At 45.8% G+C, this 16,853-nt stretch carries 15 protein-coding genes; 5 read left to right on the top strand and 10 right to left on the bottom strand.

What is annotated here, in order from left to right:
- Nucleotides 1-10: 10 nt before the first annotated feature.
- From ACZGCQ_RS03825 to ACZGCQ_RS03790, 8 genes are all read right to left on the bottom strand, one after another.
- Nucleotides 11-490, bottom strand: coding sequence for a hypothetical protein (locus ACZGCQ_RS03825; RefSeq protein ID WP_481265485.1), 480 nt, complete (start codon nt 488-490; stop codon nt 11-13).
- A gap of 10 nt (nt 491-500) precedes the next feature.
- A complete protein-coding gene (locus tag ACZGCQ_RS03820) occupies nt 501-1,673 on the bottom strand; it encodes a hypothetical protein (protein ID WP_481265484.1) in 1,173 nt (390 codons plus the stop codon).
- A gap of 72 nt (nt 1,674-1,745) precedes the next feature.
- Nucleotides 1,746-1,901 carry a hypothetical protein gene (locus ACZGCQ_RS03815; protein ID WP_481265483.1) on the bottom strand — a complete coding sequence of 52 codons (156 nt, stop codon included), beginning with the start codon at nt 1,899-1,901 and terminating at the stop codon, nt 1,746-1,748.
- A gap of 27 nt (nt 1,902-1,928) precedes the next feature.
- Entirely contained in the window at nt 1,929-2,411 is a 483-nt protein-coding gene (locus ACZGCQ_RS03810; protein WP_481265482.1) for a hypothetical protein, read from the bottom strand.
- 22 nt (nt 2,412-2,433) lie between these two features.
- Nucleotides 2,434-3,012, bottom strand: coding sequence for a hypothetical protein (locus ACZGCQ_RS03805; protein WP_481265481.1), 579 nt, complete (start codon nt 3,010-3,012; stop codon nt 2,434-2,436).
- Nucleotides 3,013-3,058: 46 nt separating this feature from the next.
- Complete coding sequence (locus ACZGCQ_RS03800) at nt 3,059-3,643, bottom strand: hypothetical protein (protein WP_481265480.1); 585 nt, start codon at nt 3,641-3,643, stop codon at nt 3,059-3,061.
- Between the two features lies 1 nt (nt 3,644).
- Nucleotides 3,645-4,367, bottom strand: a complete 723-nt coding sequence (locus ACZGCQ_RS03795) for a DUF2750 domain-containing protein (RefSeq protein WP_481265479.1) — start codon at nt 4,365-4,367, stop codon at nt 3,645-3,647.
- A gap of 30 nt (nt 4,368-4,397) precedes the next feature.
- Entirely contained in the window at nt 4,398-4,937 is a 540-nt protein-coding gene (locus tag ACZGCQ_RS03790; protein WP_481265478.1) for a hypothetical protein, read from the bottom strand.
- 304 nt (nt 4,938-5,241) lie between these two features.
- Between ACZGCQ_RS03790 and ACZGCQ_RS03785 the strand changes: the two genes are divergently transcribed.
- The 5 genes from ACZGCQ_RS03785 to ACZGCQ_RS03765 all read left to right on the top strand — a co-directional run bounded on the left by ACZGCQ_RS03785 (nt 5,242) and on the right by ACZGCQ_RS03765 (nt 13,443).
- A complete protein-coding gene (locus ACZGCQ_RS03785; RefSeq protein ID WP_481265477.1) occupies nt 5,242-5,481 on the top strand; it encodes a hypothetical protein in 240 nt (79 codons plus the stop codon).
- A gap of 114 nt (nt 5,482-5,595) precedes the next feature.
- Complete coding sequence (locus tag ACZGCQ_RS03780; protein ID WP_481265476.1) at nt 5,596-5,982, top strand: hypothetical protein; 387 nt, start codon at nt 5,596-5,598, stop codon at nt 5,980-5,982.
- A gap of 166 nt (nt 5,983-6,148) precedes the next feature.
- Nucleotides 6,149-8,041: a DUF5776 domain-containing protein gene (locus tag ACZGCQ_RS03775; protein ID WP_481265475.1), complete on the top strand. Its 1,893-nt coding sequence runs from the start codon at nt 6,149-6,151 to the stop codon at nt 8,039-8,041.
- 145 nt (nt 8,042-8,186) lie between these two features.
- Complete coding sequence (locus ACZGCQ_RS03770; RefSeq protein WP_481265474.1) at nt 8,187-9,758, top strand: glycosyltransferase; 1,572 nt, start codon at nt 8,187-8,189, stop codon at nt 9,756-9,758.
- A gap of 163 nt (nt 9,759-9,921) precedes the next feature.
- Nucleotides 9,922-13,443 (top strand): CDP-glycerol glycerophosphotransferase family protein, encoded by a 3,522-nt coding sequence (locus tag ACZGCQ_RS03765; protein WP_481265473.1) that lies wholly within the window; start codon nt 9,922-9,924, stop codon nt 13,441-13,443.
- A 243-nt stretch (nt 13,444-13,686) separates the two neighbouring features.
- Here ACZGCQ_RS03765 and ACZGCQ_RS03760 read toward each other — a convergent pair whose 3' ends face one another.
- Nucleotides 13,687-14,706: an SMI1/KNR4 family protein gene (locus tag ACZGCQ_RS03760; RefSeq protein ID WP_481265472.1), complete on the bottom strand. Its 1,020-nt coding sequence runs from the start codon at nt 14,704-14,706 to the stop codon at nt 13,687-13,689.
- A 37-nt stretch (nt 14,707-14,743) separates the two neighbouring features.
- Nucleotides 14,744-16,786: an acyltransferase family protein gene (locus ACZGCQ_RS03755; RefSeq protein WP_481265471.1), complete on the bottom strand. Its 2,043-nt coding sequence runs from the start codon at nt 16,784-16,786 to the stop codon at nt 14,744-14,746.
- Nucleotides 16,787-16,853: the final 67 nt, after the last annotated feature.

The raw sequence follows: 16,853 nt of genomic DNA, 5'->3' as shown, positions 1-16,853 counted from the left end.
ATCTCCTTTTTCAATCCCACTGACACGATACGCTTTGATTGGTTTCAAACTGTAAATACACGAGTTGATTCGTACCAAGATGAGTGAGTCCGAGTGATTGTTGTGATGATTGCGTGTAAGGCAATTCGAATCTGACACCTTCGATTTTTCTCAATAAAAAATATGCCCAGTGCTGATTGTATTCATTCTCGGACAGAACATCCCATAACGCATCCTCACAATGATTTGCCTGGTAGATATACAATTTCATGATCGTATTCTCCGCTATCACGGATAACCCTGCGAATACGGGCGGGTTTGGAATTCGCGGTTTCTGAATGACCAATGTATAGCCATCTTTTAGAAGACGATCCAAATGTTCGCGGCTATCCGGAATCTCCTCTTCGATGACGGAAGCCGGAAGTTCTCTGATGCGGATCGGCAGACCCACCTCATATTCAAAGGGATCTTCGAGTGCGAGTAAGTCTTCACGAGAATAGATTATTTTCATGAGATCATCCTCACATTCTTTTATGTAGTGCTTTCAGATTACACGCGCGCCATGCATCACGGATGATATCTTGGAAAGTCGTTGCCTTCGGTTTGAGTTTCAACGTTCTATAGTCGAAGCAATAGACAGCTTCGTCTGGACGCTCTTTTAATACTGCATAGTATTCATCCTGTCTAAACGACGAACCAAAAAAGAAATACTTGTCACGGATTGCATCGAACTCGGTTAACACGTATTCATCGAGACTATCCGAGAGATTGCCTTGGATCTCATGCGATAACCCGTTCCAGCTCGTCAACGGAATACCGTTTAAGTTCAACTCTTCGGAAAAACTCACACCGTTACAGACTCTCAAAATACCTTTATACCACTCCGGAATCGCAAAATGATCAATCTCGAATGCTTGGATGCGGGCTTCTGGACAAGGACTCTCCACGGACACTTGATAGTTTTGGATGGAGGATGAATAATCATACAAATACAGCTTGTGCTCCACCTTCTCACCTTCGATTGGAATACTGTATTTCAAGGATTTTTGATCGTTCACATAAAATAGTCGCATCGCCTGAAGAATATTCGTAAGAAAGACATCGTCTGGTAAAGCAGTGTTTTGATGATTCAGTCGTGGAACTTCGACGTCTTCCAGCGATATTTCTTCCTCGTCATCGTGTTCTTCAAAAGCCTCATGTTCCCCAAGGACGATCGCAATCCCTGTCACGTTATCGTCTTCCCGTCGGACAAGGACTTCATAGTGTCCGTCCCCCATTAACTGAACGGCGACACCGAACGGAAACAGGAAGATTTCGCCTTCCATCATTTCATCTGAGATTGCGATATAGAACGGGTCGATTTCTTCGTCGAACTCTAGCGTATTTCGAATCTCCCAATCGATGGCTTCCCGTCTCCCGTAATCCGCTGTGTTCATGACGACGAGCTGCGCTGAATCGACGACGACTAGATCGGATACCGGCTCGAAATCGGATGGAGCCATCTTCGTTTCTTCATTCATTGTTAGGTAAAGCAAATTAATTGATTCGTACTCATCTTCGTCATAGAAGACCGTCCAAATCGAACCTTGTTCAACTGGAATTGTCACGTTGTATTCTATATCCGGCTCAAGGAAAGCCGGATCCGAGACAATCAGATTCCCTTTGTGACTTGTAAACGTGCCTAGTTTTTTCATGTTAAATACCTCTTTCTTAAATATAACGGAGAGGACATTTCTAACCTGCTAATGTCATGGGATTAATCAAACTCAACCCTTTGATTCTTGTTGCAGACGCCACTCCATGAATCCGTTAGTTTTCTCTTGCTCGAAACGAATCCAATCCGTTAAGGTTTGATTCAGCTTCTGCCATTCGTTAATACATTCCGATTTCAAAACCGCATCTTCGAGTTGCTCGATTAACAACCAAGCCTCTGTTAAGGATGCTGCATCTTACTTTATTTCTCCTAAATACAAATCTTCATCGAGATGGTGGAAAGAATACCAAAGTCCATACAAGTGATGATCAATCATCTTCTCGATCGCTAACTGCTCCCGTCTTCCCCCACGCGTAATCGCCTCTTGTAAGTAGAGGTAACGGTCATCTTCATCAAAGAAAAGACCATACCAGCGATACGGTCGGACGTCATTCGGCAACTCTTTCATCCATTGATTCAAGATTGGTTTTAAGAGGCGTTCTTTTAGCGGATGAATCAAGAGGACTGAAGCGTCCGTCTCTCCTTCACAGGTAGACAATAACCAATTCACAAACGTCCATTGTCGTTCGAAGTTCCACGTATTCACTTCTTCAATGAACTCATCTATATGTACTAACCACGCTTTGCGCAAGCCGCGTTCTTTCGCAAGAAGAGCACTATGTAAACGTGGTACCTCAGAAACGGCAGGGTCTTGTAGTAACTTATCTAGAAGCGACATGTTGCATCTCCTTTTAAAAATGTCATTGCTCTACTTTCATTTGTTGTCTCGTTTTTCGAAGATGAAACCAGAGGAGTAAACCCGTTCCAATCGACAGAATTGGAAACAGATGCGGAATATACTGCTCTTGCCGAAAACTGATATGCATTAAGAAATAATCGACGAAACAGATGACACGTAACCACATCGGAAACTGATCTTTACTAAGAAACGCTAAGAACATCAGAGTGATACCGATACCTAATACAACAAACGGTAATATAGTGAACGGTGTCACGAACTGGAACAGACCGAGACCCAGAAGAAGATAAGCGAGCCACGACGTCCGGCGGCGAAATTTCTCACGCTCTTTCCGTCCGGGTTGCATCCCGTAAATATCATCCTGCCTGTATCCTTCAGCCTGTTTCTCAGCAATCAATTCCTTCAGTCGTCGTTTAGCTTGACGCCGAAAAGTATACCGTTCTTCAATTGAATCACTGACATCCTGATCGAGTTTCCATTGTTCGGTGACACCGTGATACATCTGGATTGTTCGACCATCCCGGTACATGAGCCAGAAATAGATGATGCCATCCACTTGTTTACTGAGCGTGACAATCATTTAATTATCATCCTTATCAATTGAATTGGTCTTCGGTAGGAGTTTTTTAAATAGAAGCATGGTTCGGCTGTTCCGCCAGAAAATCCGTTTGATTGTATCTGTTTTGGACATAAAACAACAGGAGTGTACCCGTTCCAATCGAGAAACCAGCGTATAACCCCTCTCGGTATTCAACGTTCATGACACAGCAACTGATGAAACAAACCGTGCGTAGCCAGCCCGGTAAATAGTCTTTACTGAAAACGACCATTCCCATTTGAAGTAACGCAAGCACTGCGATGATACTTGGAGAGACGAGAAAAGGCATCACTACCAGAAACAAACCGACACTAATCAGCAGAGACGCGAGTCCGATCATTCGACGCTTGAACGTCTGTCTTTTCTTGTTGTTCGGTGTCAGTCCGAATACGTCTTCGAACATGTAACCTTCTGCCTGTTTCTCCGAAATCCACGTATTTATCCGACGTTTCGCTTGATATCGGAACAAGTAGCGCTCTTCCATCGCTTGTTTCATATTGTCTTGATGAATCTCGTTCATAACACCGTGATACGTATACAATTTTCGTCCATCGCGATAGACGAGCCAGACGGACGTCATTCCACCAACTTGTTTACGAAGCGTCCGAATCATGTTAACCCTCCAGATCTGCTAGGACATCTTCTGGATCTAGCTCAAGTCCGACGAGCTCTGGTCCCCAGTTCAAGCCACAATACAGTCCATCGTCAATCATGTTCGGTAACCAGCCATCCATGAATAGATCCAAATCCAAGCGAATCAAGTAATAGTCCGCCCATTCCTTCGTCTGTAGCGCTTTCGCCGCTGATTTCGACGAAAAGAATAACAATACATCCGATTCCTCTTGATTCGAAGGACAATAGGCCCAACCCGACTGTTCAAATTTTGATAAACCATAGACGGCTCCTATCTCGATGACTGTTTGTACGAAGAGTTCTGCTTGTTCTGCACTGCGATCCATTTGTTGTTCCTTTTCAATGAATATCTTCAACGTTGGTGCTACCGAAAATAATTCTTGTTCCTCATGATCCCATAAGACGATTGTCTCTGTGTCCGGAAGCTGATATCCGAGTTCATCACCTGCTCCGTCACGTGCGATTCGTAAGAAACCGGATGGGTAGTCCTCCGCATCCGTCGTGTTGACACGAACAAGGTCGTCCCATGTCCGCTTGATATACTGCTCGTCCTTGATCGGATGAAACTCCCATTCGCCAACGCTGAACTTGTTTTCGCGCTTGTACCTATTTCGTAGTTCTTTCGGAAGCTTGAAGCCGAGTTCTGCTTCTACCTCTTGTAATCTCTCTTCTGTGACGCCTGGTAAACCGATTTGAACTGTCATCTATGTGACTCCTCCTTATACATTTTGTGTTTAATTTTTTCGGTTAAAGTTCTTGCCTGTGGGATAAAGCCCGGTCAATCGTCTGCCATAATGAACTTTTGCCTGCCCCATTCGGATTTTCTTCAGATTAAACTGGTCCTTAAAATAATCAATGACGGGTTCAACGATATAGGACGGCTCCAAGATATGAAGGACAAATTCGATCGCTTCCGGACCATACTCATCTTCAACAAAATACCCGTTGCCGATTTCAAAAAGAAAACCGTTGAGGTCTTCTTCAATGCTCGAACGATGCTCAAGGATGACGTCATACTCTGTATCCTGACAAAAGATCTCGACGACAACTTCGTGGTAATCTGCTTCTTGAACGACCGAGTATCCGTCCTTTTCTTTCTCAGCTACGAGTTCTCGGATATAGGCATCTAGATTAAAAAAGCGCGAGAACTTTTGCTCGCTCATTGGTTCTTTCAATCTCTCTCCCATGATGCCGTGAAACGTATAGAGTGTCCGTCCATCCTTCTCGAACAGCCAAAAATGATTCTGATCATTAATCTGTTTGATGAGTTGCATATTGTCACACAATCCTTTTATGTAATAAGTCGATGAATCTCATAATTTCTCATCAGTAGTTGTTTTCTTAAAAATCAATTTCTCTACTTCATTATAAAAGCCATAACCATTTATGGGAATTTTTATTTATTTGTGAATAAGTATTCTTTCTCTGCCCATTCGCAAAGGCAAATCTTTCATAACTTAAAATCCAATTCAGTTGATATATTCCATTTTGATTACAATTCAAAATTAAAATACTTTTATGTAAGCGTTATCATTATACTGTAAACGATACTAATTCTTTGTTTAGGAGTTGAATCGAATGGATATGGTCATCAGTCATTATTCGAAATTCAAATGCCCACGTTGTCGTGAGAAATTCAAGGATGAGATTCTCATTGAAGATTTACATAGTGTATCGCACGAGGAGCGGCGCTTAGGTGTTGAAATCCAGTATGACTTCTCTTCGGAAGTCGCTTGCCCGAACTGCCACCACCAATGGCTCATCGAAGGAAACGTCTGGGAGTATCCTGAAGGCGTCATCGATGCGATTGAACTATAATATGCCTATTCTACTCTAAGACACTTCCCTATTTCTCAAGTGCGCTACATATGAAGCGTTGCCTTGATGTACACTATCGTTAAAGCAAAAAGTGTATTTCGGAGGTGTTCGCATTTGAAAGTGAAACTTTTATCGATACTGCTCTTTCTGGTAATCTGCCTAGCAGGATGTAGCGATTACGATCAAGACGGAAATACGACAAGCGAGAAAGCAAAACAGAAATACGATGTAGCTATCAATCAAGTCATTAAATCTGAAAATCAATACTTGAAGCAGCAACAGGTTGATCGACAACTAAAGCGAAATTCTGGAGAAACGGGCGTCATCGTCTATGAGGATCAAGGTCTCATTGAAATCTATTACGACCAATCATCTGGAGGAGAGACAGCCATTTATCAGAAAAAAGGATCTACTTACGCTCGAAAGACGTATTCGAAACAAATCAGCCGTAAAATCGATGACTCTGAAAAAAAATATCTTGAGAACATTGGAATCAAGTAATTCCACTCCTTCCTGACCGCGTTTAAATGGTCGATGGCTCCCTTCTTTAATCGGGTCATCGTCCTTTTTTGTATGTTCTCACCTTTCTTACGCTTGAGAGTATCCTTTTTGTGGTACAGTTCAAATGGTATTTTTTAAAATATTTTCTTTAAGGTGGGAATTACTGTTGGGAAAAATTGTTTCAATTATCATTCCTGTATACAATAAAGCGACGTATCTCTCGACGTGTATCGCGTCGATTCAGGCACTCACGCTTGATCATTCAACGATGGAAGCGATTTTCGTTGATGACGGTTCGACCGACGAGTCGTTATCGATTCTCCACACGGCTGCAGAAACGATGGATTTCATTCGCATCATTGAACTCCCAGAAAATACGGGAAGTCCTGCCCATCCGCGAAACGTCGGAATCGAAGAAGCGACAGGTAGATACGTCACGTTCTTAGATGCTGATGACCGTCTCGATCCGGTCGGATTCCCTCAGCTCGTCGCGCAAGCCGCTTCGAACGATGCCGATATCGCATTCGGTCAAACGATCAAACATACCGACACGTCGATTCAAAAAGTCGGGCGGTTCGCATCGTTCACGACTGCCAATCAGCTCGTGCCGTATGAAATCGATAAAGTATTTCGAGCGGTTGGACCGCCGGGGAAAATCCTGAAGCGCTCCGTCTTGATCGAGCATAACATCCGGTTCAGCCCGATGCAGTTCGGTGAAGATAAACTTTTCTTCTTCGAAGCCATCTCCACATGTCAAACGGCTTCGATGAATCCAGCACCTGTCTACCACGTCAACCGATTCGCGATGAATGATTCGTTAGTCGGACAGACGAGCATCTTCGAGAAGACGACTTTTAATTTACAGGTGCTTGAGAAAACGCTTGAACTGGATATTCCGACAGTCGCCAAGACCCATGCCTTGAGCCGTCTGATCGAGATGGATTTCCTCTCCCGTCTGTTCAACAACAAACGGTTCCTTGAGCATCCGCAACAGCAGACTTTCTTTGATTTATTCGGTGAAATGATCACCATCTTTGAACGTCATGGTGCAGATCCAGCCGATTTCATTTTCGATGACATCTTCCAAAAGCAGTACGCCTTGCTGCAGCAACAAGATTATGACAGCTTCGTCACCTTCATCACGCTACTCGTCCAAAAACATAAAGCCCGGCGCTATGTATCGGAGAACCGTCTTTATTATAGAATGCCGGAATCACTACACCATCTCGGACCTGTCCTTGAGCCGTTCTTTGCTACGTATGCAGGCACGCGTCTCGTTGATGGTACCTTTTATGAAGTCGTACAATTACTCAAAGACGACACGGCTTCGGTCGATCAAGTTCTCTTAATCGCGCCTAACGATGAAGCAACGGAAACCGCCGTTCCGTTCCATATCGAAGGGACTGAATTATTCATTTCGACGGAGGCACTCGAACGATATTCACATCCATTCCAATTGATGCTGATCCATGACGACTATCATCCGTTCGTCGTCCGGATGACGTTACCGAGTAGTGTCAATGGGATGCATCTGCATTACCAGCAACTTAAAGTCGAGTTTCGTCCCGAGGAATCCAGATCACCTGTACAGAAAATCGATGCGGCGAAGTACCATGTCGATGCACCGACGCAAGTCGTTGTACTCGAGAAGGCTTTCTTGTATGACGATTTGGAATTCGAGCATAAGCAGACAGCTCTTGAAGTCGGGCAATTGCTGACGATTTCCGATCTTCAGTTGACAGTGGCCGGCACACCACGACTCGTCACGGTTGATGGTGCTTACGTCACGGCAAACAAAAAATACGTCCATCTTGCGCCTATGATTGATGACGAGACGTACCTGACTGATCTTCCGACAACAGTCCGGATTTTGAAGACATGTAAACAGTATGCTGATCGTGACTTTAAAAACGAACTACCAACGAAAAATACACCGGGTACGGTTCTTTCGATTGAGAAGATCGTTCTGTCATCGAAAGGCACCCCACGCTTGAAAACGACTCAGGATACGTACATCACAGCCAATCGTTCATTCGTTCAACCCATTCATGAGGCTTAACGATACGCCTAGGGATATTTTCATATCATTCCTAGGTTCCTTATTATTCCAACATTGTATGCTATAGTATGGGCAAGGTTCACCAAAGAGATTCACATTTCATGACGCTCATTAAAATTGTAAGCGCTATATAAGGAGATGCCCTATGAAACGAGATTTGTTTTTTACATTGAATACGTTAGCGACCCAGCGTGGCGGTTTATCAAAAGCAGTCATTAAACGAGCGAATGCGATCATCGCGGCTGATCCGGAGCGAAACGTGACGCTCGTGACGTTAGGGATTCAACCGAATCTTGAAACGATTCGTCAAGAGATGGTCGAGGCACGGTTGCTTGATTCTCGCATCCAAGTCGTCAACGTCATTAATTTTTTAGCACGTCGCCAGGCAGACAAACGGTCCGTCGTCTCTTCGAAAGGCGAATTGATTCCACGCTGGGAAAAGCGGTATACGTTGTTCCTCGACGCGAGTCGCGCCGAAAAAGATTCGTATCGGTTGTTCGAAAATGGTACATACGTCCAGTACGCCCGGTTTGACGCGAATGATCAGCTCAGCTTCATCGATTATTTTTCAGAGAATCGTCATCGCCTGCGCCGCGAAGAATACCTGGATAACGGCCAGTTGGTGCAGACGATCCAGTATTCGTTTACGTCGAACAAACCGGTCTCTCGCTCCTTCTTCCATAGTGACGGGACGTGTTATTTAACGATTTGGCATAAAATCAATTCAGCGGACTGGAGTCATCTGTTTTATTTCGAAGCCGGTCAGGAAAAACAGTTCAATGATCCGGCGACCTTTAATACGTTCGTCTTGAATAAGCTGTTAGGTCAGCATGAGGCGGTCTTGATCTCGTCAGAATACCGGGATCGTCTTGCCAACCTACCGAAAAAGAATTTGGACGCGGTCATCTTGGATATCAAGCATCCGAATATCAAAAAAATCGCCTTCGGACACAGCAATCACTTCGTCTCCCCCTTCAACGAGACGGCAACGGTCAGCGGTGTCTGGGATACGTTATTCGGTCGTATCGACGAGTGGGATCGAGTCATCACGGCAACCCCTCGGCAACAAGCACATATGACCGATCAGTTCGGTCATCCGGAGACGTTCCATGCGATTCCTCACGGTGTCGGTGCGGTGCCGGAAGCGGATTATACGGTTCTTCCTGAACCTGATCCAAATCGGTTCATCGTCGTCTCGCGCATTCAAATCAAAAAGGATGTCGCTGCCAGTATCCGTGTCATGCGGAAGATCGTCGACCAGCATCCGAATGCTTTCCTTGATTTCTATGGCTTCGGTTACAACGATCAACTCGAAAAGGATCTTCACGCGTTGATTAAGGAACTGTCACTGACGAAACAGATCCGGTTCAACGGATTCATCACGAACATTCAAGACGCCTATCATGGCGCCGTCGCAACGATCTTCACGTCGCAATCCGAAGGGTTCGGGATGGCGATTCTTGAGAGCATGGGGCACGGTGTTCCGGTCATCGCCTATGACATCTGTTATGGTCCGCGTGAAATCATCGCGCACGGGACGACCGGTTATATCGTTCCACCCGGTGACACGTCAGCTTTTGCAGCAGCAGCGATCCGCTTGATGGAGCAACCGGCTCTACGCCATCAAATGGGAGAAGCCGCCCTGCACTCGATCAATCGGTTTTCTGATGAGCTCTTTACGACAAACTGGTTAACGCTTTTGAGTGAGCTCGACTAATCGATTATTGACCTTCTCCTCTGTGAGAAGGTTTTTTCGTCTACCCACCAAGGTCCGTATTGTTTTTCAAATTTTGGGATGTTTTAGCTATTGATTGTGATAGAATGCTAATGGAAGATAACGCTTTCATAAAATATCACTTAGTAGGAGGTCCCTTGATTCCATGCTGTTTAAATCTGTTCTCCGGGTGCTCCAATTCGGGCACACTGTACTTCCGAAGAAACCAAAGAAACTTAAACGATCGGCGTTAAAAGAGTCGTTACAGATTCAATCCTCTCCGACAGACTATACGCTATCCGGTCAATTGAACGATCCGTTGCTGACGATCACGTCCTTACTCATTCGCGATCGTTTGCAAGAGACGGTCCTTGAAGTACCGAACCAACAGCACGATCATCGCTTCTCTTTCCAACTGCCGCATACGCTCGTCTCTCAGCTGAGTCAACACGCTGCTCAGATGCAGGATGCGGACGTTCCGACGGTTGAAGAGGATGGTCTCGTTGAGATCGAGTCTGTCGAAGCCGATCAAGATACTGCCTATCCAGTCGGTCGTTTTTCACTCTGGCTGACGTTTAAGAAAAAAGTCGAACACCTCACACCAGAACAATTACACAAATGGGAGTCTGACGGCTTACCGAGTCATGCTACGCTCGATGCATCCGTCTTCACCCGTGAGATTTTGTTAGGACGTTTCCTTGACACGCAGATTCCCGCGCCGCTCGCGCCATTGATGGATGAGACGTCCAACGAATTCGTCCAGTTGTATACGGATTTAAAAGGCAACCTGCGTCTATTGTTGAATAAAGAACCGCAGACGAAGCCGAAGATTCAGATTGATGCGGTCCGCAATGAGACGAAAGCGACGACGATCATCAGCGGGAAAGCTTTTACCCGTCACGCGTTCATCAAGACGGGACGATTGCTCCTCGTGCACCGGGAAAGTGGCAATCAAGTTCCGGTCCCGATCGATTGGTTGTACCAAAATGAGACAAGTGCGAAAAAATTCGGATTGTATCGTTATCACTACACGGCGACGATCCATTGGTCGCAACTCTATCAAGCAGCGCAATTACAAGAAGGGGTTTATGACGCCTTCGTCGCACTCGACTTCTATCACCGGTCGGAACCAAAATTACACCGTCTCGGTCGCGCCCGGTACATCACGCGTCAACTGACACCGGAAGCGTTAGGGAAAGATGATACGTCGACGATGCACATCATCCCGTACTACACGGTCGGTCACCGGAATCTATCGTTTGAGATGACCGAGTTTACGAATGAAAATTACGCCTATCTGAATCACCTGATGACGTTCGCCCCGCTCTACCGGCTGTTTGCTGAGAAGAACACGTGGCTCGTCGGAGAACGTCCCTATAAAGCGCAGGACAACGGGTATCACTTCTTCAAGTTTATGCGCGAGACCTATCCGGAGCGACCGGTCTATTACGTCATCGATCCGACGTCGAACGAATACGCGCAAGTTGCTCCGCTCGGAAACGTCTTGCCGATCAAATCGAAGGAACACATCTATCACTCGTTGATGGCGAAGAAGGTCATCGGGACACACCACGCGGAATACTTGTATCCGCTCCGGTCCGAACCGTTCAAACGGAAGATGCGGGCGGATCGTGTCTTCATCCAACACGGGGTACTCGGAACGAAGAACATGAATGACCAGTACGGGAAGTTTGCCGCTGCCTTCGATACGGATCTGTTCCTCGTCAGTTCCGAGCGTGAGAAACGACTCGTCACACAAGACATGGGCTACGCTGAGCGAGAGGTCAAAATCACCGGTTTGTCTCGTTTTGATGCCCTCTTGAACGACGACGTCCCAGTCAAACGTCAGATGCTCGTCATTCCGACGTGGCGCTCGTGGCTACAGACGCCACTCCAGTTCTTCGAATCGGAATATTATCAGCAGTACCAAGCGTTCCTATCGAGTGAGCGTCTGCATGCATACGCAAAACAACATCGTCTCGAGATCGTCCTTTGCCTGCACCCGAACATGCAGCAATACTCGAGTCACTTCGAGAACTTACCAATCACGGTCATCCATCAAGGCGAACGTGATGTCCAAGGGTTGTTAAAAGAGAGCCTCTTGCTCGTCACCGACTACTCGAGTGTCGCCTTTGACTTCAGTTTCTTGAAGCGACCGGTCCATTACCTGCAATTCGATCCGAAACGCTTCATCGGTCCGCTCGGTTCGTATCTCGATCTCGAGAACGAATTACCGGGTCGGATCTCAAAGACGATCGATGACTTGTTCGAGGATCTCGATGCGACAGCACGCCGTCATTTTGAGATGGATGACGAATACAAGAGACGTGCTGACGTCTTCTTGACGAAAACGGATACGACCTATTCCGATCAGGTCTATCAAACGATCGCGAACTATACGAAACAGACGAGTCTTTTAGAGAAGATTCAGACGAACGAAGCGGCGAACATCCTCTTTAAGGTCTATCGTCGGAGCCGGTTCTACTTCCCGACGATGAAGGCAGGATATCGACTCATGCAACGCGTCTTACCGGTCGACCCAAAACTTGTCGTCTTCGAGAGCGGTCTCGGTAAACATTACGCGGACAGCCCGCGTTACATTTACGAAGAACTGAAGAACCAAGCTCTCGGCTATAAAGTCGTCTGGATCTATAACAAAAAGCTCTATCTGAGTGATCCGAATGCAAAAGTCGTCAAACGCCTGTCTCCCGCCTACTTCTATTACATGGCAACGGCGAAGTTTTGGGTCAACAATCAGAACTTCCCGCACTACATGACGCGGCGGAAAGAGACGACGTACATCCAGACGTGGCACGGCACGCCGTTGAAGAAGATGTTGTTTGACTTAGATGAGATCCATGGACGGGATGAAGGCTACGTCGAACGAGTGACGAATTCGATCGCGCAATGGAGCGTCCTCTTGTCTCCGAGTCCTTATGCGACGAACATCTTTAGAAGTGCATTCCAGTATAGCGGTCCTGTCGTCGAATCTGGTTATCCGCGAAATGACCTTTTCTTTACAGCAAATGATGAGGCAACGATCGATCGGATTCGGACACAGTTGCAACTGCCGGAAGGCAAAAAAGTCATCTTGTATGCACCGACCTTCCGCGATCATCAATCGCTCGGGAAAGGGAAGTTCTACTTTGACTATCCGTTTGATTTCGACCGGGTCGCGGAAGCGTTAGGCGATGAGTATGTCTTCTTGATTCGAACGCACGTGCTCGTCACGAAAAAGCCGAAGATTCCAGCACAGCACCGGGAACAATTCATTGATGCGACAGCCTATCCGGATATTCAGGAATTGTATTTGATCACCGATCTGCTGATCACGGACTATTCCTCTGTCTTCTTCGACTTCGCGAACATGAATCGACCGATGATGTTCTATGCGTATGACCTTGACCTCTATCGGGATACGCTGCGCGGATTCTATCTCGATTACTACAACGATCTTCCGGGACCCATCTTAGAGACGGAAGAGGCTTTGCTTCACGCCTTATCGGACATTCCGCGTCTGACGAAAATGTATCAAGCGCAACTCGATACGTTCCGTGCGACGTACGGTCCGATGGAGGACGGCTTCGCCGCTTCCCGTGTCGTCGATGCGTACTTCGGGACGAATCCACAGGTTCGCACGGAAGCACTCGAATTACGTGAGCAACCGGACGGCAGTTATTCCGTTTAATTGTTTCAATCTGTTGAATAAACGCTCCCTCTCAAAACAGACGGTTTCATTCTTTCAACCGTTTATTTTGAAGGGAGTTTTTCTGTGTTTTCGTTTAGCCCTTCTGTATGGTTCATATGTTAAGTGATGCTAAGAATAGGAAAACGGCTTAAGTCCTTTTGAATTCTGGACTCAAGCCGTTTTAATTGTGCTGCTTATTCGTTTGACGAAAAATCGAGCATTTACGTAGTCGATAGGATGTTATCAGCTATTGACCTCAATGGTGTCTTGAATAATGTAGTAGAGAAAATCGGAGAACGATTTGAATGCATCACGATCATCATAGTCTTCTTCCGGGACGTTCACTTCTCGATACACTACTTTAGGCTCACCATTCACTATATTTTTGAAATCAAGACACGCATAAAATTCCTCAAGATCATCAAAATAGACAGCTACTAGATGTTTTGAAAGAGCATGCTCAAATTCTGTTGGATGATACAATTCGAGATTCGTTTTTACTAATTCCTCATTGAACATCGTAAAAAACTGGTTGTCTCCAAAGATACCCCCTCCGAATTCTTTCATGAATGTCACGTAACTTTCAGGTAAGGTGACGTTTAACTCTTTTTCAATTACCTCAACTTCAGCGTCCGAAATCCCTTCTCCAAACTCAGATAACTCTGGATGTGCATGGATCAACGCTTTTGCTTCGAAATAAACATCCTTGTGCTCCGTCTTGATCGCACTCACCTTTTCAATCGTAGTAGAAGATTCGTCCTCTGTATCCTCTAAATACGTTGACACGGCACTATCACACACCTCAAATAATCTTTCCGTGAAGGAATCTGCATAGTAAGGTTCGTCATCACTTGGGTAAAAACATACTTTTGCCTCTTGATCATTGTAGGTCAAGGCTTGTAAGTCTAGACAAATGAGCGACGAACTAAAGTCTTCCATTTGTATTCCGATTAAATGTGAAGGAACTTCACTTTGAGATTTGCTTCGGAGTTCCTTGTTATATTTTTCAAGTCTAAATACAAGATCTAACTGGTTGTTTGATGGACCGATTCCCCAGATCTCTTCATCATGCGTAGCCAGATAACTAAACTGTTTTAGAAATTCTTTGTACATTGGCGGAAACGTGACCTGAAGACGATGTTCGACTTCAAGAATCTCATTTTCCGTTGACCCATTCCCCACTATGAAAGCTTGTGGGTATTTTTCGATTAGTTTTAAACACCGATTAAACTTTGCCTTAACATTTGCCATGGTTTCTTTCATTGCCTCCTCGTTAAGCTTCACGACACGCTCTCAATTTCTATTGGTTCGTGTTAGCTGTTGTACTCGCTAATTTGTCCGCGAGCACTTCGTCGAGCTTTTTCTTGAACATCGGAGCAAAGCTTTCCGCATACGTATTCGTCATATGGCTGTTGTCACGATAGATGACGACATTGCCGATGACAGGGCGATACTCGCCTTTGACGTGGAAGTAACGCGTCAAATCCAGCTTATGAAGCGACTGATTCGTTTTTTCGAACTGTTTCCAGTACGCCTCATCCGTTTGATTCGGTTGCGTATTCATCTGTTTCGTCGTATCCGCGATGCTTGTCGTCTCGAGCGCCTCGAGTACGTTGAAGTCATACCGTGGATTATCCCGGAGTGCTAGACCATCGATCCCATACTCGTCTTTGACGAACTGCATCTGGTCGACCATTTGTTGATGGATGCTGTCTTTTGAAGCATCCGCTGCAGTCACGTGCGAGATGATCAAATCAACATCGGCATCCTTCAAATAGTTCAAGACGTTCTGGTTCCAGATTCCTTTTAAGGAGTCCGGTTCATAACCGGTCGAAAAACGTGTTCCTGACCGCGTCAGATTAAGTAAACGGATGTCCGTTCCTTTGATTGCTTCATGTAATGCACCGAACCATTGCTCCGAATGCGAGCTCCCAACAAGCGCGATTGTCGCTTTATAATCCTTCGTCTTCCCGTATTCACCGACTTTCGCTTCCGTCTTTTGCAGCCCTTGGTTGCTACCATCCGTATGAACGAGCGGTAAGTCATTGAAGACGTTCGCATAAGACGGGAACGGGTCTTGCTTCGGTACAGGCAGCGTTTGTTCGATCGCTAAAGCACCCGGGTATTTATTTTTGCTGACAGCTTGTTTTAGCTCTTGTTCCTCCATATAAGCGAGTCCGAGTAAGGATCCAATCAACAAGACGTTAATCGTCAACAGTGCACCCAGCTTCTTGAACGCTGTCCGATTGACGGTCGAAGTGCGAATCGGTTTTTCAACCCATTCCGTCATCAAGTAGGATAGACCAATCGACGCGACAATGATCAATGTACCGATGAGCAGACCGGGTGTTTGTTGCACGTTGTAGCGATAGAACTCAAGCAACACCCAGTGCCAAAGGTAAATCCCGAACGCAATCCCTCCGAGCTTGACCATCGGCTTTGATCCGAGGAATCGTTTTAATCCGAATCGTGTCTCTTGCGTTCCTGATAACACGATCATCAAAGCACATGTCATCGGCCAGAGTGCGATATAGCCAGGGAACATTTGCGAGACGTTAAACAGAACACCAGTCGTCAGCAAGCCAATCAGACCAACCCAGCCGATGATCGTCGCTATCCACTTCGGAACACGAATCGCCGATAAGTTCACACATAACAGACTACCTAAGGCAAATTCCCATACCCGCGTCGGCGTAATGAAATACGCCCACGGCTGATTGACTTTTGTCAGGTAGATCGAGTACGCGAGTGACGTGACGAATAGGAATCCAAGCAACCCATTTAAAACGGTTTTAATCGATCGAATCTGATACTTGTTCATCATCCATAAGATGAACGAGAACAAGACGAACCAAATCATATAGAACTGCCACTGGATCGATAGCGCCCAAAAATGTTCAACGGGTGACTTCATCTGGGTCGCGTCCAAGTAATCCGTACTCGAGACGGCGAGTTGCCAGTTTTGATAAAAGAACATCGAGGCGACAACTTCACGAATCGTTTTACCGAGAATTGATGCCGGTAATAAAAATGTGCTTAATACTAAGACGACGCCTAAGATGAACAAAACGGATGGCAAGAGGCGTTTCAGCAACTTTGTGACGTACGGCAGGAACTTAAATTCTCCTGTTCGGTTGATCGTCGAGATGATCGATGTCGTGATTAAAAAACCCGAGATGACGAAGAAGACATCGACACCTCCTGAGACACGATTGAACCAAATGTGATAAATCGCGACGAGTAAGGCAGCTACCGTTCGTAGCCCTTCGATTTCTGGACGAAACCGGCTTTCGATATCAATCCGTTTCTGACCCGGTTGACCAGATGCTTTCCATTCCTGCATGCTTCTATGTCCCTCCATCTACTTCTACACTTACGAATCCTGACGATTGCAGCGCATTTCTTGTACA

This window comes from Exiguobacterium sp. HSB13, from assembly GCF_056764755.1.
The sequence above is the reverse complement of the archived record's forward strand: the minus strand, read 5'-3'. Positions and strand labels throughout refer to the sequence as shown.

Bases quoted from the DNA above. Each gene is read 5' to 3' on its own strand.
- ACZGCQ_RS03755 (WP_481265471.1), bottom strand. From the start codon at position 16,786: ATGCAGGAATGGAAAGCATCTGGTCAACCGGGTCAGAAACGGATTGAT.
- ACZGCQ_RS03825 (WP_481265485.1), bottom strand. From the start codon at position 490: ATGAAAATAATCTATTCTCGTGAAGACTTACTCGCACTCGAAGATCCC.
- ACZGCQ_RS03800 (WP_481265480.1), bottom strand. From the start codon at position 3,643: ATGATTCGGACGCTTCGTAAACAAGTTGGTGGAATGACGTCCGTCTGG.
- ACZGCQ_RS03820 (WP_481265484.1), bottom strand. From the start codon at position 1,673: ATGAAAAAACTAGGCACGTTTACAAGTCACAAAGGGAATCTGATTGTC.
- ACZGCQ_RS03765 (WP_481265473.1), top strand. From the start codon at position 9,922: ATGCTGTTTAAATCTGTTCTCCGGGTGCTCCAATTCGGGCACACTGTA.
- ACZGCQ_RS03795 (WP_481265479.1), bottom strand. From the start codon at position 4,367: ATGACAGTTCAAATCGGTTTACCAGGCGTCACAGAAGAGAGATTACAA.
- ACZGCQ_RS03805 (WP_481265481.1), bottom strand. From the start codon at position 3,012: ATGATTGTCACGCTCAGTAAACAAGTGGATGGCATCATCTATTTCTGG.
- ACZGCQ_RS03810 (WP_481265482.1), bottom strand. From the start codon at position 2,411: ATGTCGCTTCTAGATAAGTTACTACAAGACCCTGCCGTTTCTGAGGTA.
- ACZGCQ_RS03770 (WP_481265474.1), top strand. From the start codon at position 8,187: ATGAAACGAGATTTGTTTTTTACATTGAATACGTTAGCGACCCAGCGT.
- ACZGCQ_RS03785 (WP_481265477.1), top strand. From the start codon at position 5,242: ATGGATATGGTCATCAGTCATTATTCGAAATTCAAATGCCCACGTTGT.
- ACZGCQ_RS03790 (WP_481265478.1), bottom strand. From the start codon at position 4,937: ATGCAACTCATCAAACAGATTAATGATCAGAATCATTTTTGGCTGTTC.
- ACZGCQ_RS03760 (WP_481265472.1), bottom strand. From the start codon at position 14,706: ATGAAAGAAACCATGGCAAATGTTAAGGCAAAGTTTAATCGGTGTTTA.